The sequence below is a fragment of the Komagataeibacter sp. FNDCR2 genome, from assembly GCF_021295395.1.
Lineage (GTDB): Bacteria > Pseudomonadota > Alphaproteobacteria > Acetobacterales > Acetobacteraceae > Komagataeibacter.
Map to the genome: position 1 here is coordinate 626,186 of NZ_JAIWOU010000001.1, position 26,275 is coordinate 652,460.

Genomic DNA, 26,275 nt, shown 5'->3' on the forward strand with positions numbered 1-26,275 from the left:
TAGCCGCACCCCTGCAAAGCCCTAAAATGCGAAGAAGCCCCTTTTTTACAAAACTTTTTTCAGGGCTTCATTCACGATGGCCGGATTGGCCTTGCCCGCCATGGCTTTCATCACCTGGCCTACAAAAAAGCCGAACAGGCGGTCCTTGCCACCGCGATATTCTTCCACCTTGTCCGCATTGCGGGCCAGCACATCGGCAACAGCGGCGTCGATCGCGCCGGTATCGGTTACCTGCTTCAGCCCCTTGCGCTCCACGATATCGGACGCGCTATCGCCGGTTTCCAGCATGTCCTCGAACACTTCCTTGGCGATCTTGCCATTGATCGTGCCGTCGGACACCAGATCCAGCATGCCACCCAGCGCCTGTGCCGAAATCGGGCTATCCTGAATCGTGCGTCCCGTACGGTTCAGTGCTGCAAACAGGTCGCCCGTGACCCAGTTGGCCGCAAGGCGGGCATCGCGGCCCCGGGCCACCGTCTCGTAATAGTCGGCAATGGCCTGCTCGGCGACCAGCACGCCCGCATCATAGCGGGGAATGCCGTATTCCTTCTCGAAGCGTGCACGCTTGTCATCGGGCAGTTCGGGCAGGGCCTTTTCCAGTTCGTCCACCCATGCCTGTTCCACCACCAGCGGCAGCAGGTCGGGGTCCGGGAAGTAGCGGTAGTCGTGCGCGTCTTCCTTGCTGCGGAGCGAACGGGTTTCATTGCGGGCAGGGTCGAACAGGCGGGTTTCCTGATCTACCGTGCCGCCTTCCTCCCACACCTCGACCTGGCGCGCGGCCTCGGTCTCGATCGCGTGCATGACGTAGCGGATGGAGTTGACGTTCTTGATCTCGCAGCGCGTGCGGAAGGCCTCACCCGCCTTGCGTACCGACACGTTCACGTCGGCACGCATCGAGCCTTCTTCCATGTTGCCATCGCAGGTGCCCAGATAGCGCAGGATCTGGCGTAGCTTGCGCAGATAGGCGCCGGCTTCCTCCGGCGTGCGGATGTCGGGCTCGCTCACGATCTCCATCAGCGCCACACCGGCACGGTTCAGGTCGATGAGCGAACGCGTCGGATCCTGATCGTGGATCGACTTGCCTGCGTCCTGTTCCAGATGCAGGCGGGTAATGCCGATATGGCGCACCGTACCATCGGCCAGTTCGATCTCGACCGTGCCTTCGCCCACAATGGGATGGGTGAACTGGCTGATCTGGTAGCCGGTGGGCAGGTCGGCATAGAAATAGTTCTTGCGGTCAAACCGGCTTTCCAGATTGATGCGTGCGCGCAGCCCCAGCCCGGTACGGACGGCCTGCGCCACGCATTCGCGGTTCAGGACCGGCAGCATGCCCGGAAAACCCGCATCCACCAGGCTGACATGGGTGTTCGGTTCACCGCCATAGGACGCGGATGCACCGGAAAACAGCTTGGATCTGCTGATGACCTGCGCATGGACTTCCAGCCCGACCACGATTTCCCACGTGCCGGTGCGACCTTCTATCGTATAGCTCATTTCGCCATCTCCGCGCGGATGGCAGGCCGATGGGTGAAGGCCGCCGCCTTTTCCAGCGCGCTGCCCGTAGCCAGCAGGGTTTCCTCATCAAACGGGCGGCCGATCAACTGCAACCCGAGCGGCAGGCCCGTAGCCCCCAAGCCCACGGGCACGGACATGGCGGGCATGCCCGCCATGGAGGCTGGCACCGTAAAGATATCGTTCAGATACATCTGGACCGGATCGTCCATCTTTTCCCCTTGCCCGAACGCCGGAGTGGGCGCGGTGGGCGTCAGCAATACGTCAACCTGCTGGAAGCTTTCGGTAAAGTCACGGCGGATCAGCGTGCGGACCTTCTGCGCCTTCAGGTAATAGGCATCGTAATATCCGGCGGAGAGCACGTAGGTACCCATCATGATACGGCGACGCACCTCCGGGCCAAAACCCGCGCGGCGGGAGGCTTCGTACATCCCGTCCAGCGTGGGGGCGGGGACACGTTCGCCAAAACGCAGGCCGTCATAGCGCGCGAGATTGGACGAACATTCCGCAGGCGCGACGATGTAGTAGGTGGCCAGCCCGTACCGGGTATGGGGCAGGGAGACATCCACGATCTCGCACCCGGCTTCCTTCAGCCATGCGATGCCCTGCTGCCATGCGGCCTCGATCTCGGTGGAGAGACCTTCGGCGCGGTATTCGCGCGGGATCCCGACCTTCAGCCCCTTCAGGCTGCGGCCCACGGCGGCGGAATAATCCGGCACGTCGCAATCCACGCTGGTGCTGTCGCGCGGATCGAAACCCGCCATGGACTGGAGCATGATGGCGCAGTCACCCACGCTGCGCGCCATCGGCCCCGCCTGGTCCAGCGAGGAGGCATAGGCGATCGTGCCATACCGGCTGCACCGCCCATAGGTGGGCTTGAGGCCGACAATGCCGCAATAGGCGGCAGGCTGGCGGATCGAACCGCCGGTATCGGTGCCCGTGGCCCCCATGGCGAGGCCCGCGGCCACCGCCGCCGCCGACCCGCCCGACGACCCGCCCGGCACCAGCACGGTCTGCGCATCGTCCCTGCGCTTCCACGGGTTTTCCACCGGCCCGAAGGCGGAGGTGATATTGGCCGAGCCCATGGCGAATTCATCAAGGTTGGTCTTGCCCACGAACACCGCGCCATCGCGCAGCAGGTTGGCCGTGACCGTGCTTTCATAAGGCGGCACGAAGTTTTTCAGGATGTTGCTGGCCGCCGTGGTCCGCACGCCGCTGGTGCAGAACAGGTCCTTGATGCCCAGCGGGATGCCGGTCAGCGCACGGGCCTCGTCACGGGCCAGGGCGGTATCCGCGCGGGCCGCCGCCTCCAGCGCCGCATCGGCCGTGGTGGTGATATAGGCGTTAAGCCGGGGGTTGAGCGCGGCAATGCCATCCGTATGCGCGCGCACCAGCTCGACCGCGCTGTAGTCGCGCCTGCGCAGGCCGGCGGCGGCGTCGGCAATGGTGAGTTCGGTCAGGTTCATTATTCAACAACCTTGGGCACGGTATAAAAGGGGCCGACGGCATCGGGTGCGTTGGACAGCACGGCCTCGCGGCAGTTGCCGTCGGTCACCACATCGTCACGTATGCGGAGCGCGGCGTGGCCCGTGCCGACCATGGGGGCGACCCCATCGACATTGACCTCGTTCAGCTGCTCGACCCAGCCCAGGATCCCGTTAAGCTCCCCTTGCAGGGACTGAAGATCAGACTCGTCAATACCAATCCGTGCCAGTCTGGCAATGCGGCGGACGGTCGCGGGATCAAGCGACATGAAGCAATAACTTTCCATCGTAACAGGGGAAGAATATCCTGCGGCGCAGGACCTGCTGAGGAACATACCCCCGACCATGCCCCTGTTCAACATATCCGATCTCCGTGCCGCGCTGCGGCGCAACCAGCGCCTGCTGGGACTTGACCCCGGCAGCAGGACAATCGGCGTGGCGCTGTCGGATGTGGGGCTGATGCTGGCGTCGCCCCACACGGCGCTGAAGCGGACGAAACTGTCCGCCATCGCCGCCCAGATCAGCACGATCGCGCGCGCGCAGGACGTGGGGGGGCTGGTGGTCGGCCTGCCGCTTTCACTCGATGGCAGCTTCGGCCCGGCGGCGCAGGCGGCGCGGGACTGGGCACGCAACCTGTCGGACATGACCGGCCTGCCCGCCGCGATGTGGGATGAGCGGCTTTCATCCTCCGCCGTGAACCGCTTCCTGATCTCGGAGGCCGACATGACGCGCCAGCGCCGTGGGGAGGTGGTGGACCGCATGGCCGCCGCCTACATCCTCCAGGCCGCCCTTGACGCCTCGACCACCCCGGACGGGGAGGCGGGGATTGCGAATTCGTGATGGCATGACTGGATTGTGCCAAAACCGGACCCGGGCGGTGCGGGGACTGCTATGGTCCCGACAGCCACCGGCCCGCACCGGGATATGATCTTTCCCTGCCATGCGCCGGACCCTACGTGCCAGAAACGAGGATACCGACCATGCGCCTGCCGCACCTGCATTTACCCTACCTGCATATCCATGTGCATGACCGGCCGCTGGCAGGCGACCCCCACCCGCATAATCCGTTCCACTGGAAACTGTATTTCTGTGAGGCGATCGCCACCGCCATCCTGATGATCCTGGGGTTGAGCGCGGTCATCCTGCTCACCGCCTCGGGCAGCCCGTTCGCGGCCCCGTTGCAGCAGCACCCCTACCTGCAGACGGCCCTGTGCGGCCTGTGCTTCGGCCTGTCCGGCACGGCCGCGGCCATGACGCCGTTTGGCAAGGTCAGCGGCGCGCATATCAACCCCTCCGTCACGCTGGCCTTTTCACTGGCCAGGCGCATCGGCGGTATCGACGCGCTCAATTACATGATCGCGCAGGTTATTGGCGCGTTCCTGGGCACGGCCACGGTGTACGAGGCGGGCAGGCTGGTGGCGTGGTGGGGCAACATGGCGGTGTCCGTGCGCTATGGCGCGACCGTGCCCTATGGGCAGATCTCCATCTGGTGGGCCATGTGGTCTGAAATGTTCGTGACCGCCGCCCTGATCGCCATGCTGTACTGGCTGGCCGCGCACCCACGATGGAAGTTCATCACCCCCTGGTCGGGCGGGCTGTTCTTCCTGATCATGAACCCGGTTACCGCATGGCTTTCAGGCAACAGCGTGAACTTCGCGCGCACGCTCGCACCCGCCCTGTTCGCGGGGCAGTGGACGGGGTTATGGATTTACGTGGTCGGCCCGTTTGCCGGGGCCTCGCTCGCAGTCATGGCCATCCGCATGAACCTTCTGGGCAGGCTGCACCTGCTGGAGGCGCGGCTGGTCAATTTTGGCCACCATGGCCGCGTTCCCGCGCTGGACGACCCGCACCGCAAGATGACCCACCCCGACGACCCCACCCACCTGCCGCCCGGTCACGGCCCGGCCTGAGGGCAGGCCCACGCGCGGCGCAACCCACGCCTGACATATTCCGTTGTTTTGCAAGGAACGGATTAACCGTCATATTCGCCCTGCCGCCATGCCTGGCCATGGCCCCAGGGGGAGAAAGCATAATAATGAAGCGTTTTTTCAACACGCGAGAGACAATCGTAACCGAAGCCCTGGACGGTTTCCTGCGCTCCGCCGCAGGGCGGCACCTGTGCCGTCTGGATGGTTATCCCGATACCTGCGTCATCATGCAGCGCGCACCCGACCCCGATCGGGTTTCCATCATTTCCGGCGGTGGTTCGGGGCATGAGCCCGCCCATGCCGGGTTCGTGGGCAAGGGCATGCTGACCGCCGCGGTCTGCGGCGCGCTGTTTGCCTCGCCCTGCGTGGATGCCATCCTTGCCGCCATCCTTGCCACGACGGGGCAGGCGGGCTGCCTGCTGGTGGTCAAGAACTATACCGGCGACCGGCTGAATTTCGGCCTTGCGGCCGAACGCGCCCGCGCATTGGGCAGGCAGGTCGAGGTGGTGATCGTGGGTGACGACATCGCCCTGCCGGACTCAACCACCCCGCGTGGCGTGGCGGGCACCATCCTGGCCCACAAGCTGGCGGGGTACGGCGCGGCACAGGGCTGGACACTGGCGCGCGTGACCGAATTCGTGCGCGCTGCGATACCACGCATGCGTACCATTGGCCTGGCTCTGGAAGACTGCAATCCCTACGAACCGGGACGCGGCAGCCGCCTTGCCGCCGATCAGGCCGAGCTCGGGCTGGGCATCCATGGCGAACCGGGGGCGCAGCGCATCGCGCTGGCAGGGGCCGATGACCTGATGCGCAGGGCCGCCGAAACGCTGGAAGCCAGCCTGCCCACGGCCATGCCCGACACCCGCTTCGCGGTGGTGCTGAACAACCTTGGCTGCGTGCCGGAGGTCGAGATGGCGCTGCTGCTGCACGCCTTCAGCCATGTGCCGCTGGCGCGGCGCGTGTCGCATGTGATCGGCCCGGCGCCACTCATGACCGCGCTGGACATGAATGGCTTCTCCCTTACCCTGATCGAGATGGACGAGACCATCACCGCCGCGCTGGAAGCCCCGGTCCAGCCGCGTGCATGGCCGGGCATGGCCCCGCTGGGCCAGCCCGCCATCGTGCCCATGCCCGACATGCCCGATGCCTTTCCCTATCCCGCCACGCATAACCCGGTGGTGACCGACCTGCTGGAACGGGGCGCGAAGGTGCTGATCGCCAATGAGGCCCCGCTTAACGAACTGGATGGCAGGATTGGCGATGGCGACGCCGGTTCCACCTTCGCCGGGGCCGCGCGCGACATCATCGCCGTCATCGACCGCCTGCCCATGAATGAGCCACACCAGCTCATGACCACGATTGGCAACATCCTGACCCAGCATGCGGGCGGATCGAGCGGTGTGCTGTTCGCCATCATGTTCTCGGCCGCCGGGCGCAGCACGCAGCCATGGCGGCAGGCACTGCGTGACGGGCTGGCGCACATGATGGAATGCGGCGGCGCGAAACCGGGCGACCGCACCATGATCGACGCGCTCCATCCCGCACTCGCCACGCTGGCCACTGGCGGCACGCTGCAACAGGTCGCGGCCGCCGCGCGCAAGGGGGCGGATTCAACCATCACCATGCACAGCGCCCGCGCCGGTCGCGCCGCCTATGTACCCAGTGAATATGTACGCAACGTGCCCGACCCCGGCGCGGAAGCCGTGGCCCGCCTGCTGGAAGGGCTGGCGCGGGCCTGACGCAGGTAACACGACCGCCAGTCAGCAGGATTATACTGGCTGGCGGTCGTTCATATATTTGACTGATGACTGGACCATCTGCTTTTCCGGACTGCCCCGTTGCCTGTACGGGCGTATCCGGCCCCGTTACCCACGCAGGGTCCGGCACTGGTTTTCACCACGCCAGCCATTCTGCCCCTCAAGCGGTGTCAGCCGCCGCATTGCCTCGCAACGCCGTACAAAAACCGGGCAGCGCCCGATAAGCAACCCGGCGGCGACCATTTCGCGCATCCGCTCGCACCTGCGGTAACGGTGCTGGAAGAAAGGATATTCCATCCAGTACGTATCCGTATGACGTGGCTGTCCTAACGGACGGCCTGCTTTCGGAAAAAACGCTCGACAGCCAGCATGCACAGCAACGTCGCGATGCCAAAGCCCTCGCGTGTCTGGTCGATAAGGTAACGCATAACGGCCTCCATCTTTATATGGCTATACTGCCGATAGTGACGCATCAGCCGCCCGATCGGAAGAAAAAACGCATTTTCCACTCTTCACGATTATGCCTGAACCGGTCTCGGGCGGCGGCTGGCCACAAGCGGGGCAGGGGGCTTTATCCCCCCTTTTTTCCTGCCCGGGTGAACAGGGCGGAGATCGCGTCCTGCGCCTCCGTCTGGATCATTTCGAGATGCGCCTCGCTCTTGAAGCTTTCAGCATAGATTTTATACACGTTTTCGGTCCCGGACGGACGGGCCGCGAACCAGCCATCCCTGGTCTTGACCTTGAGCCCGCCAATCGCCGCGTCATTGCCCGGCGCACGGGTCAGGGTGCTGATGATCGGTTCTCCCGCCAGTTCGGTAATGCCAATCTGATCGGGGGAAAGCGTCTTGAGCAGTTCCTTCTGCGCCGGGCTGGCCGGTGCGTCGATGCGGGCGTAGTACGGCGTGCCGAGGCGGGCAGTCATGGCCGCGTAGGCCGCGCCGGGGGACTGGCCGGTGCGGGCCGTGATCTCGGCGGCAAGCAGGCCGAGGATGATGCCGTCCTTGTCCGTGGTCCAGACCGTGCCATCGCGGCGCAGGAAGGACGCGCCCGCGCTTTCCTCCCCCCCGAATCCGAGCGTGCCGTTATATAACCCGTCCACGAACCATTTGAATCCAACCGGCACTTCCACCAGCTTGCGGCCAAGTTCCTTCGCCACGCGGTCGATGATGCTGCTGCTGACGACCGTCTTGCCCACGCCCGCGTTCGTGCCCCAGTTACCCCGGTTGTTGAACAGGTACTCGATGGCGGTGGCCAGATAATGGTTCGGGTTCATGAGCCCGTACGACCCGGACACGATACCGTGCCGGTCGGCGTCCGTATCATTGGCGAAGGCAATGTCGAAACGGTCCTTCATCCCCACCAGACGCGCCATGGCGTAGGGGGAGGAGCAGTCCATGCGGATCTTTCCATCCCAGTCCGCCGTCATGAAGCGGAAGGTGGGATCGACCTCCGTGCTGACCACGGTGGCCTTTATGCCGTAGCGGTCGATGATCGGCTGCCAGTAATCGACCGCCGCCCCGCCCAGCGGGTCGATCCCGATGGAAATGCCACTGTCGCGGATGATGTCCATATCCACCACCGCACCCAGATCCTCCACATACGGGGTGATGTAATCGTGGCGTTGCACGGTGGGTGACGCCAGCGCGGTTTCATACGCCACGCGCCTGACCCCGTTCATATTGCGGGCGATGTAGTCATTCGCCGCCGCTTCCACCACTTTCGTAATGTCGGTATCCGCCGGGCCGCCATGGGGGGGGTTGTATTTGAAACCGCCATCCTCCGGCGGGTTGTGGGAGGGGGTAATCACCACGCCATCGGCCAGACCGCTGCTGCGGTCGCGATTATAGGTCAGGATCGCATGTGAGATGACGGGGGTGGGGGTATAGCCGTCCTTTGCGTCGATACGGGTCTGCACGCCATTGGCGGCAAAGACCTCCAGCGCGGATTTGAGCGCCGGGCGCGACAGGGCGTGGGTATCGATCCCGATGAAAAGCGGACCGTCGATATGCGCGCCCCGGCGGTAGTCACAGATGGCCTGGCTGATCGCGAGAATATGGTTTTCATTGAAGCTGGTGCTCAGTGACGACCCCCGGTGCCCCGATGTGCCAAACGCCACGCGCTGTGCCGCGACAGCCGGATCGGGCTTGCGGGTGTAGTAGGCGTCAAGCAGGGCATCGATGTTGACAAGACGGTCCGGATCGACCGGCTTACCGGCAAAAGGGCTTATGCTGGGCATTTACTGCTCCCGAAATATGCACGAAAAAACGTATATTCTGATAAATTCCCATACAAGCAGGCCCACGGGGCGTCCACCCGCAAACCATCCCGCCAGACCCGCACCGGCGGCGTCCCCTCCGCTGGCCGCCCCTGACGGGAAAGAGGGAACATATGCCCCCAACGCCAGAGCGTGGAGGAAGGATGCCTGCCCCGTGGCATATCCCCGCACCCTGTCCGGGGGCAGTCACGTTTGTGCGGGGTCATTGCGGCGCGATGACGGCATGCCTATGTCTGGTTCATGACCGATCCCGTAACCGCCGCCCAGTCCACGCGCTCCATGCAGGCCGAACACCTGCGCCGCCAGCGGCTGGAACGACTGCTCCGGCGCCTGCCCGCACGCGGTGAACAGGCGATGCGCTGGCTGCTCCAGCCCGGGCGCATATGGCTGCGCGGTATTCTGGGGTGTGCGCTGATCGTGGGCGGGGTGTTGGGTTTCCTGCCCATACTGGGGCTATGGATGCTGCCGCTGGGCATAATCCTGCTGGCGGAGGATGTACCGCTGCTACGCAGGTTCAGCGCACGCATGCTGGAATGGATCGAACGCCGCCACCCCAACTGGATGGCCCCCTTGCCGCCGGAACAGGGCTGATAGCGCGACTGGCAACCTGGCAACGGTGCGGGCCGGCAGGGCTACGTCGCCCCTGGCGCGGTTCAGTTATCGCCGCGCGGCGTCGCCTTCCTGCGCCCGACTATGGACAGGCGCGTGGTGACCAGATCGTAGCCTTTCTCCCGCACGATACTGTCCAGCAGTGAATTCAGTTCGGCATTCTCGAATTCGATTACCGTGCCGGTGCTGGCGTCAATCAGATGATAGTGATCGCTGTGTTCCCCATCCGCCACCTCATAGCGGGCCCGGCCACCACCGAAATCGCGCCGCTGGAGAATGCCGTTCTCCTCGAACAGGCGGACGGTGCGGTACACCGTGGCGATGGAAATGCGGGGGTCCACGGCCACGGCGCGGCGATAAAGCTCTTCCACATCCGGGTGGTCGTCACTGTCCGACAGGACAAACGCAATGGTCCGGCGCTGGCCTGTCAGCTTCAGGCCACGCTGACGACACAGATCCGCAAGCGGAGAATCGGGGCAGGTCACATCTTTCATCAGCATGTAACGTAATCCAAACATTACCGTAGGGTCCAGTAGGGATTGAGGGGCGCCTATGTCGATTTTAATTGCAACTGATAATCTTTCTCATTAATAAGGTCTCACTGACACAACAGGGAGCGGGCCACCCCGTGGTCCGATCGGATGATGACCGACACGACAGTTTTCATGAATGATCTTTCGTGCAGCGAACGCCTGCTGGTCTGGTGCGTGCGTCGCCTCAGCGGTGGCAGCGCCACCACGTCCGGCATGCCGGGATATGCCTTGCCCTGCTTCCGGGCGGATTTCGCCATTGTCGCCCGCGCCTTCAACATGGCGCTGACGCGGCTGCGCACCTATCAGTGCGATCCCGTGGATGTGGCGATATGCAGCGCCACCCGACTGACCCGTACCGAAAACCGCTTCCTTGCCGCCGCAGCCGCGGCACAGGAAGGGCACGAGGCGGAGGTACGCAGCATGCTGCGGCCGATTTTCGCGCATCATCATGTTCTCTCGCCCTTTGCCGCCGCCATTACCCAGCTTGGGGCCTGCATGGCCGGGGCAGGTTACTGGCTGCCCCGCCGAAACCCCGCCGAAGGGAGCGCCCGCGCGCCCACCCCCCGCCTGCGCTGGACCCACGGACAGCGGAGCGAGACCGTGAACACCCCCACCGCCATGCCCGTGGCGCAGGCGCAGGCACAAACCGTGGGGGCGGGCTGCCTTGGTGCGATGCGCTGGCGCGATGCCGACATGGCGGCCGCCCGCATCATGTGGCCCAACAGCGCCGCCGCCGCGCATGCCCCCGGTGCATAAAAAAACGGGGCCGGAAAATGATCCGGCCCCGTATCGTGCAGATGCAGTCCGCCGCAGCCGGCGGGGAGTGGAGGTTATTCCTGATCGGGGGCGGGGGCGGAGTTGAGCTTGATGTAGCGTTCAATGCCGATCTGCTTGATCAGGTCGAACTGACGGTCCAGGAAGTCTTCATGCTCTTCCTCATTCACCAGGATCTTGAGCAGCAGGTCGCGTGAGACGTAATCGCGCACGCTCTCACAATAGGCGATGCCTTCACGGAGGTCACCGATCGCCTTTTCTTCCAGCTTGAGGTCGCATTTGAGGATTTCCTCAACATTCTCGCCCACCAGAATCTGGTTGTAGCGCTGCACGTTGGGCAGGCCGCCCAGATACAGGATGCGCTCGATCAGCCAGTCGGCGTGGCGCATTTCCTCGATCGATTCCTCGTATTCCTTCTTGCCCAGCAGGGTCACGCCCCAGTGGCGCAGGGTGCGGGCATGAAGATAATACTGGTTGATGGCCGTCAGCTCGTTCGTAAGCTGGGTGTTAAGATGCTCAATGACCTTGGGATCCTTGATCATGGACGCCGCTCCTAATGCTATCTGTTTGCCACTCCGGATTCGTGTATAGTCTTCCGCGGGACAAATATAAAAAAGCGTTGCATATCCCAAAACCCCGCGCAACCTTGCCGTAACCGCACCCCGACCGCCCGATACAGCGCATGGCTGGGAAAAAAGACATGAACCAGACCACCTATCACACGCTGGGCGCCACGGGCATCCGCAGCCTGATCGCGGGCGTGCCCGCGGTTGCCCAGCACCTTGGCGGCACGCCGGATCTATGGCGGGTGCGGGAGGTGAGCGATGGCAACCTGAACAATGTCTTCATTGTCGGCGGCCCGGAGGGGGAGGTCTGCCTCAAGCAGTCACTGCCGCACGTACGCGTGGACCCGACATGGAAAATGCCGCTGGACCGCACGTTTTTCGAGGCCACGTGGCTGCGCGCGGTCCTGCCCCTGGTGGGCGGGCTGACCACGGAATTCCTGCATTTCGACCCCGTGCTGCATGTCCTGATCGTGGAGAGCCTGTCCGGCCACGCGGTGTACCGCACCGCCCTCATGCGCCAGATGGACTGGCCCGACGTCGCGCCACGCATCGGGGCGTTCATCGCACGCGCAACCTTCGGCACCTCGCTGCTTGCCCTGCCATTCGAGGATGTATTCGCGACGCGCCGCACCTTCGCGGGCAATGTCGCGCTGACCCGCATCACCCTGGATCTCGTATTCGACCAGCCGTACCGCGACCACCCGCGTAATAACTGGGATGAGACGGAACTGACGTCGCTGGTGCTGGATATCCGTTCCAGCGCGCCTACGCTGCTCGCCATCGAGAACCTGCGCCTGCGCTTCCTGTCGCAACCACAGGCACTGCTGCATGGGGATCTGCATACCGGCTCGATCATGACCACGCCCGAGGATACCCGCGTGATCGATGGTGAGTTCGCGCTATACGGTCCCATCGGGTTTGATTGCGGCATGTTCGTCGGCAATCTCGTGCTGCATTATTTCGCAACGCCGGATTTGACGGCGCGCAAGGCGACGTTGCGCGATATCACCGCATTCTGGGCCAGTTTTCATGAGCAGTTCCTTGCCCTGTGGAACCGGGACGAAACACCGCCCCCCGGCACGCTGCGCCCGCTGGCCTACGGTCCCGCCGCCCATGTGGCGCGGCTTGCCTTCCTGGAGGAAATAGAGGCCGACACCACAGGATTCGCAGCCGCCGAGATCATCCGCCGCATCATCGGCTACGCGCATACGGCGGATTTTGACGTCATCGCCGACCCACGCCAGCGCGCGGCCTGCCGCGCGGGGGCGTTATCCTTTGCCTACCACATACTCGACCACACATCGCAGATACGCACGATCGGCGATTTCGTGCTCCAGTTGGACGCGCGCGAAAAGGTCGGTCTGTAGAACCATTCCCATAATACGGCGCGGTCAGGGGCCTGCATCGCGACTGGTGAAATCCGCTTCAGGATCCACCCTGTCCTCCTCCCCGGGCATGAGGGCGGCAAGCCGGGCCATGGAGCGTTGCAGTTCCGCCTTGATCTCGCCTGGCGGACGCGGCCGCACGGGGCGGTGGAAACACGATGCAAACGAAATCGCGCACCCCACCCGCACGCGTGTCATGTCCAGCCGGGATTCGGGGTCATGGGGCTGGATCATGCGGGTGAACCATGCCTGCGGGTCCAGATCCATGGGCGTGGTAAAAACCGTGCGGGCGGGCGCGCCCTCACGCGCCGGGTGTTCGACCACAAGACTGCGATACAGGAATTCCCGCCCCGCCACGATGCGTGAAAAACCGGCCCGGCGCGTCCAGCCATCGCCATGGGGTAAACCGCCATCCTCATTTCCCCACGGCCCACCAACGGGGTTGCGCGGCAGCAGGGCCCATTCTTCAGCCGCGCCATCCGCATCCTCGCGCAGCGCGACATCCATTTCGCCATCGGCCCCGCAGGCCCGCGTAATGGCCGCAAGATGCGCCGGTATCATCTCGCGCCGCTTTTCACCGCTGCTGCGCGGTGTCCTGCGCCACAGGGGGGTGGCGTCTATCAGGCGGATTTTCCCCTTCCGCGTGGCGGGCTTATGGTTATCGAGGATCCATACATAGGTGGCGATGCCGGTATTGACGAACATATCCGTGGGCAGGGCGATGACCGTATCGATCAGGTCATGTTCCACCAGATGGCGCCGGATGGCGGATTCCCCCGTCTCCGCCCCCCCACCGCACAGGGCCGCCGCATGGGTCACGACCCCCACGCGACCGCCCCCATGGCGGGGGGCGCGCATCTTGGCCAGCAGGTGCAGCATGAACAGCATCGACCCGTCCGACACCCGGGGCAGCCCGGCGGCGAACCGCCCGGCGGGGCCCCGAGCATGTTCCGCCCGTATCGCATCGCGGATATGACGCCAGTCCAGCCCGAAAGGGGGATTGGCCAGCATGCGGGCGAAGCGTCGCCCCTTATGCCCATCGGCCAGCAGGGTATCGCCCTGTGCGATGTCCTGCGGCTTCTGCCCGCGCAGCAGCAGGTCGGCGCGGCACAGGGCGCATGACTGCTGGCCGAGTTCCTGCCCGAACAGGCGCACCGCCATACCGCGCGCATGCAACCTGTCCGCCGCCCGCCCCAGCAATGCGCCGGTACCGGCGGCGGGATCATACAGGTCGTGCCGCGTACCCGCCGCATCGGGCGCGAAGACGAGATCGGCCATGAGGTCCGCAACCTCCGGCGGGGTGTAATGCGCGCCGGTTCCCCGGCTTTGGGTGAAGTGGTGGACCAGTTCCTCGAACAAAAGCGCCATGGCCTCACTGCCGTAATGCGCGGGGGCCAGATCCAGCGCCGCGAAATGTGCGACCACCCCCTCCAGCACACCCGTGCGCGCCAGGCGGCGGGCCAAGGGCAGGGCCTCAAGCTGGGTCATGATGCTCCGCACGGGCGCGGGCAGGCGGGCCAGCAGCGCCTCGAAGGCCGCGAGCCCGTCGGGGGCTAGATGAACCGCCGCCAGTGTCAGCGCGGGGCGGACACGGGCCTGTTCCATCCGGCGCAGCACGGTAAAGGCCAGAATCACCGGCCCGTATTCCGCCGGCTGGACACGCCCACGCAACAGATCCGCAATGCGCCAGATGGCGGTGGAAGACAGCACGCTGGCGGGCGGCGTGGCGTCAGCGCGTGGCACGTTCTTCTTCCGCCGCCGTGCGCCACAGCGAAAGGGCGACCGCGATCACCGCCGGCCCGATGAACAGCCCCAGCAGGCCAAATACATGCAGCCCCCCCAGAATGGCCGTCAGCACCGCCAGAAACGGAATGCTGGTACTGCCGCTGATCAGCTTGGGCCGGACAAAATGATCCCCCACGCCATAGGCAATGGTGCCGATCACCCCGACAATGATGGCCTGCGTCACACCCGTGGTCGCGAATGTCATGACGACGGTGGCGCAGAGCAGGATCGGCCCGCAGAAGGGAATGACACTGACCACCGCCGTAAGCAGCGTAAGCAGGGCAGGGTGGGGCGTGCCGGCAATGAAGTAGCCAACCCCCACCAGCACGCCCTGACCCAGCCCGACCAGCACCAGCCCCGCGACCGTGCCGCGCACCGCCCCGACGGTGTTATGGATGACATCACGCGCACGGTCGCCCAGGAAGCGGCGGCCCACGGCGCGGATGTCCGATACCAGCGTCCGTGACGCGGCGAGGTAGAAATAGACGGACATCGTGGCGATGACGAAGGTTTCCGTCATTTCCATAAGCCGGTGTGGCAGGGCCCGCCCATCACTGGCCGCGAACATGCGCGAGGCGACGCCGGTCCAGTGCCGCAGCGCATCGGGGTCGGACAGGTAGCGTTGCCACAGTGCTGAAAGACGCGGGCCAATGCGGGGAATTTCCCCGACCTGCGGCGAGACGGGAATCCCGTCATGCAATGCCCCGCGCCCCCATGCCATGAGCGAGGGCACTTCCATCCCCGCCCGTACCGCCATGGCGATCATGGGCACGGCCAGCAGGGCGAAAATTCCCGATGCGATCAGCCCCGCCGCCAGCCTGTCGCCCATGCCGCGCTCACCCAGCCGGTCATAAAGGGGATAGGTCGTGATGCTCAGGATCCCGCCCCATACAAAGGCAAACAGGAATGACTGTTCAATCCATGCGGAAAACAGCAGGACCGCACATACGAATATAAAGGTCCCGATATACTGGGTCCGGCTCCGGTTTTCTTCCATATAGCTGCCCTGTTCCTTTCTGGTATGCGACACGTCACTCACCGCCCGTTATGGCAGAAGGGCGTAAAGAGCCGGTATAGAAGATGGCCCTGCGGGCTCACCTGGGCAAATAGCCGTTCATGGCGGCCCGTCGAACGGCCATCCGGTATTCACGCAGCAACGCCGCCATGCGCGCGCGTTCGCGATCCTGCGCCGCCATGCGTTCCAGCCGCGCGCCCACGGCCCGCGCCACCGCGTGCTGGGTGGCCAGCGGCGGCAGATACAGGTCCAGCGATGCAAGGCTCGCGGTATCAAGTTCGGGAAACACGCTTCCCCCCGCGCGGCGGCGCAGTTCCGCCGCCGCCGCATGGAGCGCAAGGGCGGCGTAACGCAGGTCCACCTCCCGCCCGCGCGGCACAAGCGCCTTGCACCCCTGGCTGACCGCAAGCGCACTGGCCCCCATGCCGACACGCCCCACCGGCGCGCGGGTGGAGATGACCAGCGCCCCGGCGGCAACCCGCGTGGCCCGGCAGGCGGCCAGCCCCGCGAATGACAGGCCACGCGCGCCATGGCGCACCCACGCGGGCGGCCCCGCAGGCAGGTCCGCGGGCGTGATCCAGCTTACCTCGTCCCCCCAGTAATCGGGGCGAGACGTGGAGGGCGTGCCCCCGCCGGTAATGGTGAATACGCTGCCAAGTGGCCGGACGCACCCCGCCCCGCCATGCGAAAGGGCATGCAGGATTTCCGAATGCCCCAGTTCCCGGGCCAGTCGCGCCTGATGGGCCAGTTCATCAAGCTGCCGGTCGATCCGGGACAGGGCAGGGTCCAGCTTATGGGCGATCATCCGCTGGCGGTCGGGTGGGGGGCAGGGCACCGGCAGGCTGTTCATGCGCGCGCGGACCAGCTTGGGCCGGGTCGTGGCGTCCACATCGGGCGCATAGCTGACCGTATTGAGCGCGTGCGCCAGAAAGCGGCCATCCACCCCCGGGCGCGGGCGCAGCACATGCACATGGTTGCCGGCCCATAGCGGCCCATCATGAAAAAACGCGACATCGCGCATCGGGTCGAGAAAGGGGGCCCCGTCTTCGCCCAGCAGGACAAGCGGCCCGTCGAACAGGGCCTGATCCACATGGCCCACGACACCGCTGGCCCCGTGATAGGGTACCGGCCCCGGACGCCGCGCGCGCTGGGCGCGGTTAAGCGGCACGCGACGGGCATCGAGACACTCCACAAGTGCGCCAAGCGGGACGAGGGGCCAGCACGCGGTCATGCCCCCTTTTACGCAGGCGCGCGCCTGCGGTCGAGTGGAACCGCAACGAAGTGACCCGGCCCTGACTGGCCGCGCGCGATGAAGTAGTATAAACCCCTGCACGCAACGCATCCACGCCCTGCCGGCACGGGATGCCTTGTCATGGCTCCATGCCGGGCCATGGGTAACAACAGGGTTTCATGACGCCTCCAATCAAACCGTTCCGGTCCGAATTCAGCTCTCTTCTCGCCATTGCCGGACCGATGGGACTGTCACAGTTCGCCCAGATGCTGATGGGCCTGACCGATGATGTACTGCTGGGCGGGCTGGGCGCCACGGCGCTGGCCATTGGCGGCCTGGCCACCGGCACGTTCTTCACGCTTACGGCCATCCTTGCCGCCGTGATCGAGGCGGGGGGCATATTGCTGGCGCAGGCGCGCGGGCGGCAGGACCATGCCAGCCTTGGCACCATCATCACCTCCATGCTGGTGGTGGCCGTGCTGTTATGCGTGCCGGAGCTGTACTGTCTCGCCCATGTGGACACGCTGCTGGCGTGGATGGATGAGCCCGAGGCGATTCGCGCGCCGGTCAGCGATTTCATCCGCATCCTGATGTGGGCCGTCCCGCCCGCGCTGCTGGGGCAGGGGATCCTGACCACGGCGCTGCCGGTCATGGGGGCGCAGGGCATACTCATGCGCGTCATGCCGGTCATCGCGGTGGTCAATGGCGTGTTCAACGCAACGCTCATCCATGGCTGGTTCGGACTGCCCGCGCTGGGGCTGCACGGATCCGCCATCGCCACGGTCATTACGTTGTGGTGCATCCCGGCCATCATGCTCGCCTTCATGGCGCGCAGGCCGGAATTGCGCACGGCCCTGCGCCCACGCGCCCATGACTGGGGGCACACGCTCCGGCTGCTGCGCACCGGCCTGCCCATGCTGGCGGCCGCTATGGCGGAGGTCACGCTGTTCCAGGCCAACAGCCTGGAGGCCGCGCGCCTTGGCAACAGCGCGCTGGCGGCGTTCCAGATCATGCTGGGCATCGGCATGCAGTGCTTCGTGCTGTACCTGGCGCTGGGGCAGGCCTGTAACATCCGCATCGGGTACTGGACGGGGCGGGGCGATCCCGCCATGGTCCGCCGCACCGCGGGGGCGGGCATGGTGCTGGGCATCATGCTGGCATGCGTGGCCACGATGGTATTGGCGCTGGGGCGTTATTCCATTATCGGCTTCTATCTCGACATGGCGCTGCCCGATAATGCCGCCGCGATACGCATGGCGCTGGGGCTGATGCTGGTGGGTGCCGCGTTCCAGATACCCGACGCGATACAGGTCGTGGCCACCGGCATCCTGCGCGGGCAGGGGGACACGGCCATCCCGATGGTGCTGGCCGTCCTCGGCTACTGGGGCGTGGGATTTCCCACCGGGGTGTACCTGGCGTTCCATCGCGCCATGGGGCCATCGGGGCTGTGGTGCGGCATCGGGATCGGGCTGGTTACGGTGTTCATGCTGCATGGCACACGGATCGTATGGCGCATGCGCCGCCAGGCCGCGCGGTAACCGCGCGGTTACAGGCGATTATGCATTTCCTCGCGGATGGTATTGCATTTCTTGGTAAACACGCCCGCCTGTGACGCGGTCATGAAATTGATCAGGAAAGCCCCGAGCAGCGAGCAGAAGGACAGGATGATCAGGAACCGCCCCATAAGGGAGATTTCGCCGCTGTAATGTTCGGCGGAGTACCACAGCAGCCCCAGGCTCAGCACCGCGCCGATGACGCCAAGCACGCCGGTTGAACGGATGAGAGACTCTTCTTCCCGGATGAAGGTGGACGATTCCTGCCACAGCATGAACAGTTTGCGGTCCATTTCCTGCACGGCCGCCGCGTAGGCCTCGGCCTCATCCGGGTGCTGGTGTTCGGTGCCGCCCCGGTGCAGTTCAAGTTCCTGCCGGGCCTTGGCGAAAACGCGCCTGCGTTCCTTGATCGCAGGCAGGCTGATATCGACAAAGCTGAGAATGGCGACATTCAGACCCGCCGAAAGCTGGATCACCGCCTGGAAATCACCCCAGATCACTGGTTGCCCCCGTAAAGGCCCACATCACCGCACACTGTAGAAAACCCTGTAAAATTAACCATTCCCGGCCTGCATGCCGGTGCATTGCGAACCATGGAACATAACGGCATGCCTGCTTCCAGCCCTAGCATGAAGCGCCATGGATGGCCATGTTCCCACGCCCGCGCAGCATCCGGCGGGATGCAGGACAAAAAAGGGGGCATGCCCATCGACATGCCCCCTTTTTCCTACGCCGTGTAAAGCTGCTTACACCTGCTTGTAGAGCAGGCGGGCGCGCAGCGTGCCCTTGAGTTCACGCAGGCGGTCAAGGATGCGGTTGTCCTTTTCCACATCGCGGCCGGTATCGGCCTCGACCACCACATAACCCAGTTCCCCCGCTGTCTGGAGGTACTGCGCGGTGATGTTGCAGGACTCCGAGGAGAAGATTTCGTTAATCTGGAGCATGATGCCCGGCACGTTCCGGTGCACATGCATAAAGCGCGTGCCGTGCGGGTTTTCGGGCAACTGCACGGTGGGGAAGTTCACGGCACCCAGCGTGGAGCCGATATCGGAATATTCCACCAGCTTGCGCGCCACTTCCACGCCGATGCGCTCCTGCGCTTCCGCCGTGGAACCACCGATATGCGGGCTGAGAATGACGTTATCAAGGCCACGCAGCGGGGTTTCCAGCGCCTCGCCCGCCTGCTTCGGTTCCTTGGGGAACACGTCGATCGCAGCCCCCAGCAGGTGGCCGTCCTTGATCGCCGCCGCCAGCGCGTCGAGATCCACCACATTGCCGCGCGCGTTGTTGATGAGGAAGGAGCCCTTCTTCATCGCGCGGATCTGGGCTTCCCCGATCATGCCCTTGGTCTCGGGCGTCTGGGGCACGTGCAGGCTGACCACATCGCTCTGGCCCAGCAGGTGCTCCAGCGTATCGACCGGCGTGGCGTTGCCGTGAACCAGCTTGTCAATCACATCGTAATAGAACACGCGCATGCCGAAGGCTTCCGCCAGCACGGAAAGCTGCGAGCCAATGGAGCCATACCCCACGATGCCCAGCGTCTTGCCGCGCACTTCCCAGCTATTGGTGGCGGATTTCTTCCACACACCGGCATGGCATTCCTCGGATTTGGGGAAGATGCGGCGCATCAGCATCACGATCTCACCCATGACCAGTTCGGCCACGGAGCGCGTGTTGCTGTACGGCGCGTTGAACACGGGAATACCCGCTTCCCGCGCGGCGCCCAGGTCAACCTGGTTGGTGCCGATGCAGAAACAGCCGATGGCGATCAGGCGGTCGGCCTGCTCAATCACTTCGCGCGTCAACTGCGTGCGTGAGCGGATCCCCACGATATGCACGCCTTCCAGCGCCTTTTGCAGGGCTTCGCCTTCCAGCGCCGTTTTCAGGCGTGTGACATTCTCGTATCCGTTTTCCTTGAGCAGGTTGACGGCGCTGTCATGAATGCCTTCAAGCAGCAGGATACGGATCTTGTCCTTGGGAAGGGAAAGGTGGCCGTTGGAATGACTGGTCATATCGTACGCTCCCGCTCTGTACGGTCAAGGTGGCTCGTCCCTATCCGATCGCCCGCGCCATCGCTAGAGAAAATGTGAATACGCATTTAGCCCGCGAGACCGGGCGCGGCAAGCAGGGCGCTCACGCGGGGGAGAAGCCTCCCGTCGCCCAGCGCCAGAACGGTGCCATCCCCATCGGCGCGCAGAGGCTGGCCCGCCCAGTCGGTCATGGAGCCGCCAGCCCCCTCGACCACCGGCACAAGCGCTGCCCAGTCCCATATTTTCATGGTGCATTCGGCAATGATGTCGATCTGCCCCAGCGCCAGCAGCCCGTAGCCGTAGCAGTCACCGCCCCAGCTTGTACGCTTGACCGCGCCCGCCAGCGCGTCAAAGCCGGGCCGGTGCGGCGCATCGAGTATTTCCGGCGCGGTGCACGACAGTTCGGCGCGCGCCACATCACCACAGCGCCGCGTACCCGCCCGCCCCGCAAGGGCGGAAACATAGCGCGTCGGCTCCCCACGCAGGCCGATCCACCGCTCCCCCGTGACCGGCTGGTCGATCACGCCAAGCAGGGGCACGTCCTCATGCAGCAGGGCGATCAGCGTGCCGAAGGTCGGGCGTCCGGTCAGGAAGGCGCGCGTGCCATCCACCGGGTCGATCACCCAGCGATAGGGGCTTTCACCGCCTTCAAGGCCGAATTCCTCCCCCATTATGCCAAAACCGGGCAGGCGTTCGGACAGCACGGCCCGAATCGCGCGTTCCGCCGTACGGTCGGCCATGGTCACGGGGCTGCTGTCGCCCTTGTCATCCGCCGCAATGCCACGGCGAAAAAACGGCAGCACGACCGTCCGCGCCACATCGGCCGCCGCCATGGCGGCCTCCAGCACGTCGTCACGCGCGAAACCGGCGGGCAGGTCGGGCATCAGGGCGTGTCCTCATGCAGGGAGCGCAGATAGGCGATCACGTCCGCCCGTTCCGTTTCCGACGCGATGCCCGAAAAGGACATCTTGGTACCCGGCGCGTAATCGGACGGACCCGCAAGCCATGTGGACAGGGTCGTGTTGGTCCATGTCTCGTCCCTGTGCGCCTTCAGCGCCTCGGAGAATTCGTAGCCCGGAATATCCCCCACATGCGTACCGAACACACCAAACAGGTCCGGCCCGATAATGGCGGGGCCATGCGGCGCGAGGCTGTGGCACATGGTGCACTGCCGCTCGGCAATGGCGCGGCCCTTTTCCACGCTGGCCTTCGCCACCAGATCATCGATGGAAGCACCCGCCGGCGCCGCCGGATGGGGAATGGCCACCCCGGGCCTGGCCGGCAGCGGTTCGGGCACCGCCGTATGGGCGACACCCCAGCTTGTCCCTACCGCCAGCGCGGCAATGAGGCAGGCCGCCCCGATCTGGTTAAGGCTGGCACTGTTCATGGAATTTCGGTGTCCTTCCCATACGGTTGCATGAAAACCGCTCCTTACCTAGACTGCCGCGCGCCCTGTGTGAAGCATGCCGGGCGGCGGACGGCCCCTGCCACCGCCACAGATTACGGATGGCCCAGACCCAGATCCCATGAAGCCCATTGTTCTGATTCCGGCCCGGATGGCCTCGACCCGGCTGCCGGGAAAACCGCTTGCCGACATAGCCGGGCGCCCGATGATCGTGCATGTGCTCGACCACGCGCGCGCCGCCGGTGTCGGCCCCGTGGCGGTCGCCACGGCCGAGCAGGAAATCGCCACCGTCGTACAGCGCGCGGGGGGTACCGCCATCCTGACCGAACCGGACCTGCCCTCGGGCTCCGACCGCATCTGGCACGCGCTCCAGAAACTGGACCCCGCGGGCGCGTATGATACGGTCATCAACCTTCAGGGCGACCTGCCCGGCGTGGACCCCGCCTGCCTGCGCGCGGTGCTGCGCCCGCTGGCTGACAGCACCATCGACATCGCAACCCTTGTCGCCCCCGTACGGGACAGGGCCGAGGCCATGGCGGAGTCCGTGGTCAAGGCCGCCTGCGCCTTCGGCCATGACGCGGCGGGGGAGATGGCGGATACAGCCCGCGCGCTCTATTTTTCACGCATGCCCATACCATGGGGGCACGGGCCGCTATGGCACCATGTGGGCATATACGCCTATCGCCGCGCGGCCCTTGCCCGCTTTGTCGGCCTGCCTGAAAGTGACCTGGAAAAACGTGAAAAACTTGAACAGCTCCGCGCGCTGGAGGCGGGCATGACCATAGGCTGCGCACGCATCCCCAGCGCGCCGTTCGGCGTGGACACACCGGCCGACCTTGAACGCGCCCGCGCCGTGCCGGGAGCCGTGGCATGAGTGGCACGGGCATCATCGCCTTTCAGGGCAGGCCCGGCGCGTATTCGGATCTGGCGTGCCGGCAGGCCCGCCCCGGCTGGACCACCCTGCCATGCCAGACCTTCGGGCAGGCCATCGCCGCCGTGCATGACGGCCGCGCCGAACTGGCCATGCTGGCATGCGAGAACAGCCTGGCGGGCCGCGTGCCCGACATCCACGCCCTGCTGCCGCAGGCGGGGCTGTTCATCGTGGGCGAACATTTCCAGCGCGTGGAACACTGCCTGCTGGGCGTTCCGGGCAGCACGCTGGCGGATGCGCGGCGGGTGCATACCCACCCGGTCGCGATGGCGCAGGTGCGTGGCATCATTGCCGAGCTGGGGCTGGAGCCGGTGGTGGAGTTCGATACCGCTGGCGCCGCGGAAATGGTGCGGGCGTGGAACCGCAGGGAGGATGTGGCCGTGGCCTCCGCCCTGGCGGCGGAACTCAACGGCCTTGAAATCCTGCGCCGCAATGTGGAAGACGCGGACCACAACACCACGCGCTTTTATATCGCATCGCGCAGGCCGACCGAACTGCCCCCGCCCGCGCCGGGGTTCCTGACCACGCTGCTGTTCCGTGTCAACAACCAGCCCGGCGCGCTATATAAGGCGCTGGGCGGGTTCGCCACCACGGGCGTGAACATGACCCGGCTGGAAAGCTACATGCTGGAGGGATCGTTCTCGGCCACGCAGTTCCTGATGGATGTGGAAGGCCACCCCGAAGCGCCGCCCCTGGCCGAGGCGCTGCGTGAACTTTCATTTTTTTCGGAACAGCAGGAGATACTGGGCGTCTATCCCGGCTCCCCCTTCCGGCGCGGAACCTGAACGGGCGGGCGGCCGGATTTTGCCCCCTGTGCCGCAGCCTGTATAAGTACCATATATAAGCATTAAGCATGTGCTGCCCCCCGGCACATGCGTAGCAGGACACACGATCCAGGTGGAAACAAGCATGTTCAAGGGTTCCATTACCGCCCTTATCACCCCCATGAACGAGGACGGATCACTGGATCTGCCCTCCATGAGCCGCTTTATCGACTGGCAGGTCCAGCAGGGCACATCCGCCGTGGTCCCGGTCGGCACCACGGGCGAAAGCCCGACACTGACACATGATGAACATGAAAAAGTGGTGGAGTTCACCATAAAATCGGTGGCGGGGCGCGTGCCGGTCATAGCCGGGGCGGGCTCCAACAGCACCGCCGAGGCCGTGGCGATGGCGAAGCGGGCGGAACAGGCCGGGGCGTCTGGCGTGCTGGTCGTAACCCCCTATTACAACAAGCCGACACAGGAAGGGGTTTACCGCCATTTCATGGCCGTGGCCGACGCCATCGGCATTCCCCTTATCCTGTACAATATTCCCGGCCGGTCCGTTATCGACATCTCGGTCGAGACGATGGCGCGCCTGGCCCTGCACCCCAACATCATCGGGGTTAAGGATTCCACGGCCAACCTGCTGCGCCCGCTGCTGGTGCGCCGGGCGGTGAAGAAGCCCTTCAACCAGATATCGGGGGAGGACGGCACCGCCGTCTCGTTCCTTGCCGCCGGGGGGGATGGCTGCATCAGCGTCACCGCCAATGTCGCCCCGGCGCTATGCGCGCAGGTGCAGCAGAGCTGGACGGATGGCCGCACGATGGAGGCCATGGAACTACAGGACCGCCTGCTGCCGCTGCACGACGCCCTGTTCTGTGAAAGCAATCCCGTGCCGGTCAAGTTCGCTGCAAGCGTGCTGGGCCTTATGGGCGAGACATGCCGCCTGCCGCTGGCGCCGCTCAGCGATGCGGGACGGGAAAAGGTAAAGGCCGCGCTCTCCGCCGTCGGGCTGCTGGACTGAACCCATGGCAGCCAGGAACAAGGGTAGCGGCATGATTTCGACAGGAATCGCCGCGCAGAACCGCAAAGGCCGGTTCAATTACACCATCGTCGAAACGGTGGAGGCCGGGCTGGTGCTGAAGGGGCCTGAGGTCAAGAGCCTGCGCATGGGCCGCGCCACCATAAACGAGGCCTATGCCGGGGAGCGCAATGGCGAACTATGGCTGATCAACAGCTATATTCCCGAATATCAGGGCGGCGTGCTGTCCCGATTCGAGCCACGCGCGCCGCGCAAGCTGCTGCTGCATAAAAAACAGGTGGATAAACTGCTGGGCGAGGTCGCGCGTGATGGCGTGACACTTGTGCCGCTGGACATCCACTTCAACAGCCGTGGCCTGGCGAAGCTGACACTCGGCGTGGGCGAGGGGCGCAAGAAAGCCGATAAACGCCACGCGATCGCCGAGCGCGACTGGCAACGCGACAAGGCCCGCCTGCTACGCAATCGTGGCCGCGAGGATTGACCCGCAAGCGGCCACCTGAAAAGCCCGCCCGGTGGACAGCCTGCAAATCATAAGCACGCCTACAGGAAACGCCGCATTTTGAAAAAAGAAGGAGAGGGGACGCCATCGGTTCTCCGCGACCTCTCGCGCCAGATTTCGGAACATCGCGCTGTCCCGCTCTCCATTTTGGCAAGCAGGCAATAAAAAACAGGGCTATCCCAGCGGGAACAGCCCTGTTCTTACATCCGTTCATCCTTCCCCACCGCGCCCCACAGGGCGCAATGGGTCGGGGCGGAAAATCAGTCCACCGACAGGGCGGCTGCTTCGGGGCCTTTCTGGCCCTCGACAACCTGCACGTTTGCCGTCTGGCCTTCGGTCAGGCCGGACAGGCCCGAACGCTCCAGCGCGGAAGCGTGGACGAAAATGTCCTTGCCACCGTTTTCCGGCGTGATGAAACCGAAGCCCTTGGTGGCGTTGTACCACTTGACCGTGCCGCGCATGTCCTGCGCATGCGACAGGTCCGGGGCCGGGCGACCGGAGCGGGAGAAACCGCCGCGCGGGCCGGGCGCGGCCGCGCCGAAGCCACCACCACGGGGACGCTCGGGCTGGGCCGTGCTTTCGTCAACGGAAAGGACGGCTGCGACCTGACGACCTTTGGGCCCCTGGCCGATCTGCACCACCAGCGTGGTTCCCGGCGCGACCGTGGCATGCCCGGTCGGGTTCAGGGCGTTGGCGTGCAGGAACACGTCACCCGATCCGTCGGACAGCTCGACAAAGCCGAAGCCCTTCTCGCTATTGAACCACTTTACAGTGGCGCCAATCTCCGGGCCGGATGCGACGATCTGGGGACCAGCGCCTCCGCCACCAAAGGAACGGCGGGGCGGCGGGGCGCCGCGATCACCAAATGAAGGCGATGACATGAAATCATCGTCAAATCCGCCGCGGCGCGGGGAGCGGGAGCTGCGGTCGGTCCTGTTACTTCTCAACGGTCGTAATCCCGAGGTCTAGGTGGCGGATATCCCCTGCGGGAACACCACCGAATGAAAGCACGTTTGCAGGATGGAGATCAGCCTTTCTGGCGCTCACCGTGGTTTAGGCGGCCCGGCTCAGGATAACATTCTCCGTCCTGCGGTGACCCTAGCATAAATCGCATCGGCATCAACAACACCAAAGCATATTCCCGCCTTTGGTTGCACAAGAATTCTCGCATATGAACAGTTTTGTGAGCGCGCG

General features: G+C 64.8%; 26 protein-coding genes. 11 read left to right on the forward strand and 15 right to left on the reverse strand.

The window, feature by feature from the left end:
• Window positions 1-45 precede the first annotated feature (45 nt).
• Genes gatB through gatC form a run of 3 tightly spaced genes read right to left on the reverse strand, consistent with a single transcriptional unit; the run spans window position 46 to window position 3,265 of the window.
• Window positions 46-1,494, reverse strand: coding sequence for an Asp-tRNA(Asn)/Glu-tRNA(Gln) amidotransferase subunit GatB (gene gatB / locus LDL28_RS02825; protein ID WP_233057122.1), 1,449 nt, complete (start codon window positions 1,492-1,494; stop codon window positions 46-48).
• Complete coding sequence (gatA, locus tag LDL28_RS02830; RefSeq protein WP_233057123.1) at window positions 1,491-2,978, reverse strand: Asp-tRNA(Asn)/Glu-tRNA(Gln) amidotransferase subunit GatA; 1,488 nt, start codon at window positions 2,976-2,978, stop codon at window positions 1,491-1,493. Before gatA ends, gatB begins: the two co-directional genes overlap by 4 nt.
• Window positions 2,978-3,265: an Asp-tRNA(Asn)/Glu-tRNA(Gln) amidotransferase subunit GatC gene (gene gatC, locus LDL28_RS02835; protein ID WP_025812645.1), complete on the reverse strand. Its 288-nt coding sequence runs from the start codon at window positions 3,263-3,265 to the stop codon at window positions 2,978-2,980. The genes gatA and gatC overlap by 1 nt, the downstream gene beginning before the upstream one ends.
• Before the next feature lie 76 nt (window positions 3,266-3,341).
• On the opposite strand from gatC, the gene ruvX reads away from it, so the two are divergent.
• The 3 genes from ruvX to LDL28_RS02850 all read left to right on the forward strand — a co-directional run bounded on the left by ruvX (window position 3,342) and on the right by LDL28_RS02850 (window position 6,666).
• The gene (gene ruvX / locus LDL28_RS02840; protein ID WP_233057124.1) at window positions 3,342-3,836 is read left to right on the forward strand and encodes a Holliday junction resolvase RuvX; all 495 of its coding nucleotides are present in this window, start codon (window positions 3,342-3,344) and stop codon (window positions 3,834-3,836) included.
• 140 nt (window positions 3,837-3,976) lie between these two features.
• Window positions 3,977-4,906, forward strand: coding sequence for an MIP/aquaporin family protein (locus LDL28_RS02845; protein WP_233057125.1), 930 nt, complete (start codon window positions 3,977-3,979; stop codon window positions 4,904-4,906).
• 125 nt (window positions 4,907-5,031) lie between these two features.
• The gene (locus tag LDL28_RS02850) at window positions 5,032-6,666 is read left to right on the forward strand and encodes a dihydroxyacetone kinase subunit DhaK (RefSeq protein WP_233057126.1); all 1,635 of its coding nucleotides are present in this window, start codon (window positions 5,032-5,034) and stop codon (window positions 6,664-6,666) included.
• 126 nt (window positions 6,667-6,792) lie between these two features.
• On the opposite strand, the gene LDL28_RS02855 is transcribed toward LDL28_RS02850, so the two are convergent.
• Together LDL28_RS02855 and pgm are read right to left on the reverse strand one after the other, a co-directional pair.
• Complete coding sequence (locus LDL28_RS02855; RefSeq protein ID WP_233057127.1) at window positions 6,793-6,981, reverse strand: hypothetical protein; 189 nt, start codon at window positions 6,979-6,981, stop codon at window positions 6,793-6,795.
• Between the two features lie 274 nt (window positions 6,982-7,255).
• A complete protein-coding gene (pgm, locus tag LDL28_RS02860) occupies window positions 7,256-8,920 on the reverse strand; it encodes a phosphoglucomutase (alpha-D-glucose-1,6-bisphosphate-dependent) (RefSeq protein WP_233057128.1) in 1,665 nt (554 codons plus the stop codon).
• A 279-nt stretch (window positions 8,921-9,199) separates the two neighbouring features.
• Here pgm and LDL28_RS02865 point away from each other — a divergent pair, with 279 nt between their 5' ends.
• Window positions 9,200-9,550, forward strand: a complete 351-nt coding sequence (locus tag LDL28_RS02865) for a hypothetical protein (protein WP_233057129.1) — start codon at window positions 9,200-9,202, stop codon at window positions 9,548-9,550.
• A 62-nt stretch (window positions 9,551-9,612) separates the two neighbouring features.
• Here LDL28_RS02865 and LDL28_RS02870 read toward each other — a convergent pair whose 3' ends face one another.
• On the reverse strand, window positions 9,613-10,062 hold the full coding sequence (locus tag LDL28_RS02870) for a Fur family transcriptional regulator (RefSeq protein ID WP_233059164.1): 450 nt from the start codon (window positions 10,060-10,062) through the stop codon (window positions 9,613-9,615).
• A gap of 171 nt (window positions 10,063-10,233) precedes the next feature.
• Here LDL28_RS02870 and LDL28_RS02875 point away from each other — a divergent pair, with 171 nt between their 5' ends.
• Window positions 10,234-10,857, forward strand: coding sequence for a hypothetical protein (locus LDL28_RS02875; RefSeq protein WP_233057130.1), 624 nt, complete (start codon window positions 10,234-10,236; stop codon window positions 10,855-10,857).
• Between the two features lie 74 nt (window positions 10,858-10,931).
• Here LDL28_RS02875 and bfr read toward each other — a convergent pair whose 3' ends face one another.
• Window positions 10,932-11,417: a bacterioferritin gene (gene bfr, locus LDL28_RS02880; protein ID WP_025813287.1), complete on the reverse strand. Its 486-nt coding sequence runs from the start codon at window positions 11,415-11,417 to the stop codon at window positions 10,932-10,934.
• A gap of 158 nt (window positions 11,418-11,575) precedes the next feature.
• On the opposite strand from bfr, the gene mtnK reads away from it, so the two are divergent.
• Window positions 11,576-12,808, forward strand: a complete 1,233-nt coding sequence (mtnK, locus tag LDL28_RS02885; RefSeq protein ID WP_233057131.1) for an S-methyl-5-thioribose kinase — start codon at window positions 11,576-11,578, stop codon at window positions 12,806-12,808.
• 24 nt (window positions 12,809-12,832) lie between these two features.
• On the opposite strand, the gene LDL28_RS02890 is transcribed toward mtnK, so the two are convergent.
• From LDL28_RS02890 to LDL28_RS02900, 3 genes are all read right to left on the reverse strand, one after another.
• On the reverse strand, window positions 12,833-14,569 hold the full coding sequence (locus LDL28_RS02890; protein WP_233057132.1) for a class I SAM-dependent DNA methyltransferase: 1,737 nt from the start codon (window positions 14,567-14,569) through the stop codon (window positions 12,833-12,835).
• Window positions 14,556-15,608 carry an AI-2E family transporter gene (locus LDL28_RS02895; RefSeq protein ID WP_255663187.1) on the reverse strand — a complete coding sequence of 351 codons (1,053 nt, stop codon included), beginning with the start codon at window positions 15,606-15,608 and terminating at the stop codon, window positions 14,556-14,558. The genes LDL28_RS02890 and LDL28_RS02895 overlap by 14 nt, the downstream gene beginning before the upstream one ends.
• 97 nt (window positions 15,609-15,705) lie before the next feature.
• Window positions 15,706-16,857, reverse strand: a complete 1,152-nt coding sequence (locus LDL28_RS02900; RefSeq protein ID WP_233057134.1) for a restriction endonuclease subunit S — start codon at window positions 16,855-16,857, stop codon at window positions 15,706-15,708.
• Between the two features lie 179 nt (window positions 16,858-17,036).
• Between LDL28_RS02900 and LDL28_RS02905 the strand changes: the two genes are divergently transcribed.
• Complete coding sequence (locus LDL28_RS02905; RefSeq protein ID WP_233057135.1) at window positions 17,037-18,395, forward strand: MATE family efflux transporter; 1,359 nt, start codon at window positions 17,037-17,039, stop codon at window positions 18,393-18,395.
• Between the two features lie 8 nt (window positions 18,396-18,403).
• Here LDL28_RS02905 and LDL28_RS02910 read toward each other — a convergent pair whose 3' ends face one another.
• From LDL28_RS02910 to LDL28_RS02925, 4 genes are all read right to left on the reverse strand, one after another.
• Window positions 18,404-18,910, reverse strand: coding sequence for a hypothetical protein (locus LDL28_RS02910; protein ID WP_025813395.1), 507 nt, complete (start codon window positions 18,908-18,910; stop codon window positions 18,404-18,406).
• A 246-nt stretch (window positions 18,911-19,156) separates the two neighbouring features.
• The gene (gene serA / locus LDL28_RS02915) at window positions 19,157-20,422 is read right to left on the reverse strand and encodes a phosphoglycerate dehydrogenase (RefSeq protein ID WP_233057136.1); all 1,266 of its coding nucleotides are present in this window, start codon (window positions 20,420-20,422) and stop codon (window positions 19,157-19,159) included.
• An 86-nt stretch (window positions 20,423-20,508) separates the two neighbouring features.
• Window positions 20,509-21,324, reverse strand: a complete 816-nt coding sequence (locus tag LDL28_RS02920) for an inositol monophosphatase family protein (RefSeq protein WP_233057137.1) — start codon at window positions 21,322-21,324, stop codon at window positions 20,509-20,511.
• Window positions 21,324-21,827 carry a cytochrome c family protein gene (locus LDL28_RS02925; RefSeq protein ID WP_233057138.1) on the reverse strand — a complete coding sequence of 168 codons (504 nt, stop codon included), beginning with the start codon at window positions 21,825-21,827 and terminating at the stop codon, window positions 21,324-21,326. Before LDL28_RS02925 ends, LDL28_RS02920 begins: the two co-directional genes overlap by 1 nt.
• Window positions 21,828-21,966: 139 nt before the next feature.
• On the opposite strand from LDL28_RS02925, the gene LDL28_RS02930 reads away from it, so the two are divergent.
• The 4 genes from LDL28_RS02930 (at window position 21,967) to smpB (ending at window position 25,063) form a co-directional block, all read left to right on the forward strand.
• Window positions 21,967-22,719, forward strand: a complete 753-nt coding sequence (locus LDL28_RS02930; RefSeq protein WP_233057139.1) for a 3-deoxy-manno-octulosonate cytidylyltransferase — start codon at window positions 21,967-21,969, stop codon at window positions 22,717-22,719.
• Window positions 22,716-23,561: a prephenate dehydratase gene (locus LDL28_RS02935; protein ID WP_233057140.1), complete on the forward strand. Its 846-nt coding sequence runs from the start codon at window positions 22,716-22,718 to the stop codon at window positions 23,559-23,561. The genes LDL28_RS02930 and LDL28_RS02935 overlap by 4 nt, the downstream gene beginning before the upstream one ends.
• Before the next feature lie 124 nt (window positions 23,562-23,685).
• Window positions 23,686-24,564, forward strand: a complete 879-nt coding sequence (gene dapA, locus LDL28_RS02940; RefSeq protein WP_233057141.1) for a 4-hydroxy-tetrahydrodipicolinate synthase — start codon at window positions 23,686-23,688, stop codon at window positions 24,562-24,564.
• Window positions 24,565-24,568: 4 nt separating this feature from the next.
• Complete coding sequence (gene smpB / locus LDL28_RS02945; RefSeq protein WP_102323604.1) at window positions 24,569-25,063, forward strand: SsrA-binding protein SmpB; 495 nt, start codon at window positions 24,569-24,571, stop codon at window positions 25,061-25,063.
• A 278-nt stretch (window positions 25,064-25,341) separates the two neighbouring features.
• Here the strand turns inward: smpB and LDL28_RS15655 are convergent, their stop codons facing one another.
• A complete protein-coding gene (locus tag LDL28_RS15655) occupies window positions 25,342-26,028 on the reverse strand; it encodes a cold-shock protein (RefSeq protein WP_305069280.1) in 687 nt (228 codons plus the stop codon).
• Between the last annotated feature and the right edge of the window lie 247 nt (window positions 26,029-26,275).

Excerpts from the sequence above, each read along its gene's own strand:
- gatB (WP_233057122.1), bottom strand. The coding sequence starts at position 1,494 with ATGAGCTATACGATAGAAGGTCGCACCGGCACGTGGGAAATCGTGGTC.
- gatA (WP_233057123.1), bottom strand. The coding sequence starts at position 2,978 with ATGAACCTGACCGAACTCACCATTGCCGACGCCGCCGCCGGCCTGCGC.
- gatC (WP_025812645.1), bottom strand. The coding sequence starts at position 3,265 with ATGTCGCTTGATCCCGCGACCGTCCGCCGCATTGCCAGACTGGCACGG.
- ruvX (WP_233057124.1), top strand. The coding sequence starts at position 3,342 with ATGCCCCTGTTCAACATATCCGATCTCCGTGCCGCGCTGCGGCGCAAC.
- LDL28_RS02845 (WP_233057125.1), top strand. The coding sequence starts at position 3,977 with ATGCGCCTGCCGCACCTGCATTTACCCTACCTGCATATCCATGTGCAT.
- LDL28_RS02850 (WP_233057126.1), top strand. The coding sequence starts at position 5,032 with ATGAAGCGTTTTTTCAACACGCGAGAGACAATCGTAACCGAAGCCCTG.
- LDL28_RS02855 (WP_233057127.1), bottom strand. The coding sequence starts at position 6,981 with ATGGAATATCCTTTCTTCCAGCACCGTTACCGCAGGTGCGAGCGGATG.
- pgm (WP_233057128.1), bottom strand. The coding sequence starts at position 8,920 with ATGCCCAGCATAAGCCCTTTTGCCGGTAAGCCGGTCGATCCGGACCGT.
- LDL28_RS02865 (WP_233057129.1), top strand. The coding sequence starts at position 9,200 with ATGACCGATCCCGTAACCGCCGCCCAGTCCACGCGCTCCATGCAGGCC.
- LDL28_RS02870 (WP_233059164.1), bottom strand. The coding sequence starts at position 10,062 with ATGAAAGATGTGACCTGCCCCGATTCTCCGCTTGCGGATCTGTGTCGT.
- LDL28_RS02875 (WP_233057130.1), top strand. The coding sequence starts at position 10,234 with ATGAATGATCTTTCGTGCAGCGAACGCCTGCTGGTCTGGTGCGTGCGT.
- bfr (WP_025813287.1), bottom strand. The coding sequence starts at position 11,417 with ATGATCAAGGATCCCAAGGTCATTGAGCATCTTAACACCCAGCTTACG.
- mtnK (WP_233057131.1), top strand. The coding sequence starts at position 11,576 with ATGAACCAGACCACCTATCACACGCTGGGCGCCACGGGCATCCGCAGC.
- LDL28_RS02895 (WP_255663187.1), bottom strand. The coding sequence starts at position 15,608 with ATGGAAGAAAACCGGAGCCGGACCCAGTATATCGGGACCTTTATATTC.
- LDL28_RS02900 (WP_233057134.1), bottom strand. The coding sequence starts at position 16,857 with ATGACCGCGTGCTGGCCCCTCGTCCCGCTTGGCGCACTTGTGGAGTGT.
- LDL28_RS02905 (WP_233057135.1), top strand. The coding sequence starts at position 17,037 with ATGACGCCTCCAATCAAACCGTTCCGGTCCGAATTCAGCTCTCTTCTC.
- serA (WP_233057136.1), bottom strand. The coding sequence starts at position 20,422 with ATGACCAGTCATTCCAACGGCCACCTTTCCCTTCCCAAGGACAAGATC.
- LDL28_RS02920 (WP_233057137.1), bottom strand. The coding sequence starts at position 21,324 with ATGCCCGACCTGCCCGCCGGTTTCGCGCGTGACGACGTGCTGGAGGCC.
- LDL28_RS02925 (WP_233057138.1), bottom strand. The coding sequence starts at position 21,827 with ATGAACAGTGCCAGCCTTAACCAGATCGGGGCGGCCTGCCTCATTGCC.
- LDL28_RS02930 (WP_233057139.1), top strand. The coding sequence starts at position 21,967 with ATGAAGCCCATTGTTCTGATTCCGGCCCGGATGGCCTCGACCCGGCTG.
- LDL28_RS02935 (WP_233057140.1), top strand. The coding sequence starts at position 22,716 with ATGAGTGGCACGGGCATCATCGCCTTTCAGGGCAGGCCCGGCGCGTAT.
- dapA (WP_233057141.1), top strand. The coding sequence starts at position 23,686 with ATGTTCAAGGGTTCCATTACCGCCCTTATCACCCCCATGAACGAGGAC.
- smpB (WP_102323604.1), top strand. The coding sequence starts at position 24,569 with ATGGCAGCCAGGAACAAGGGTAGCGGCATGATTTCGACAGGAATCGCC.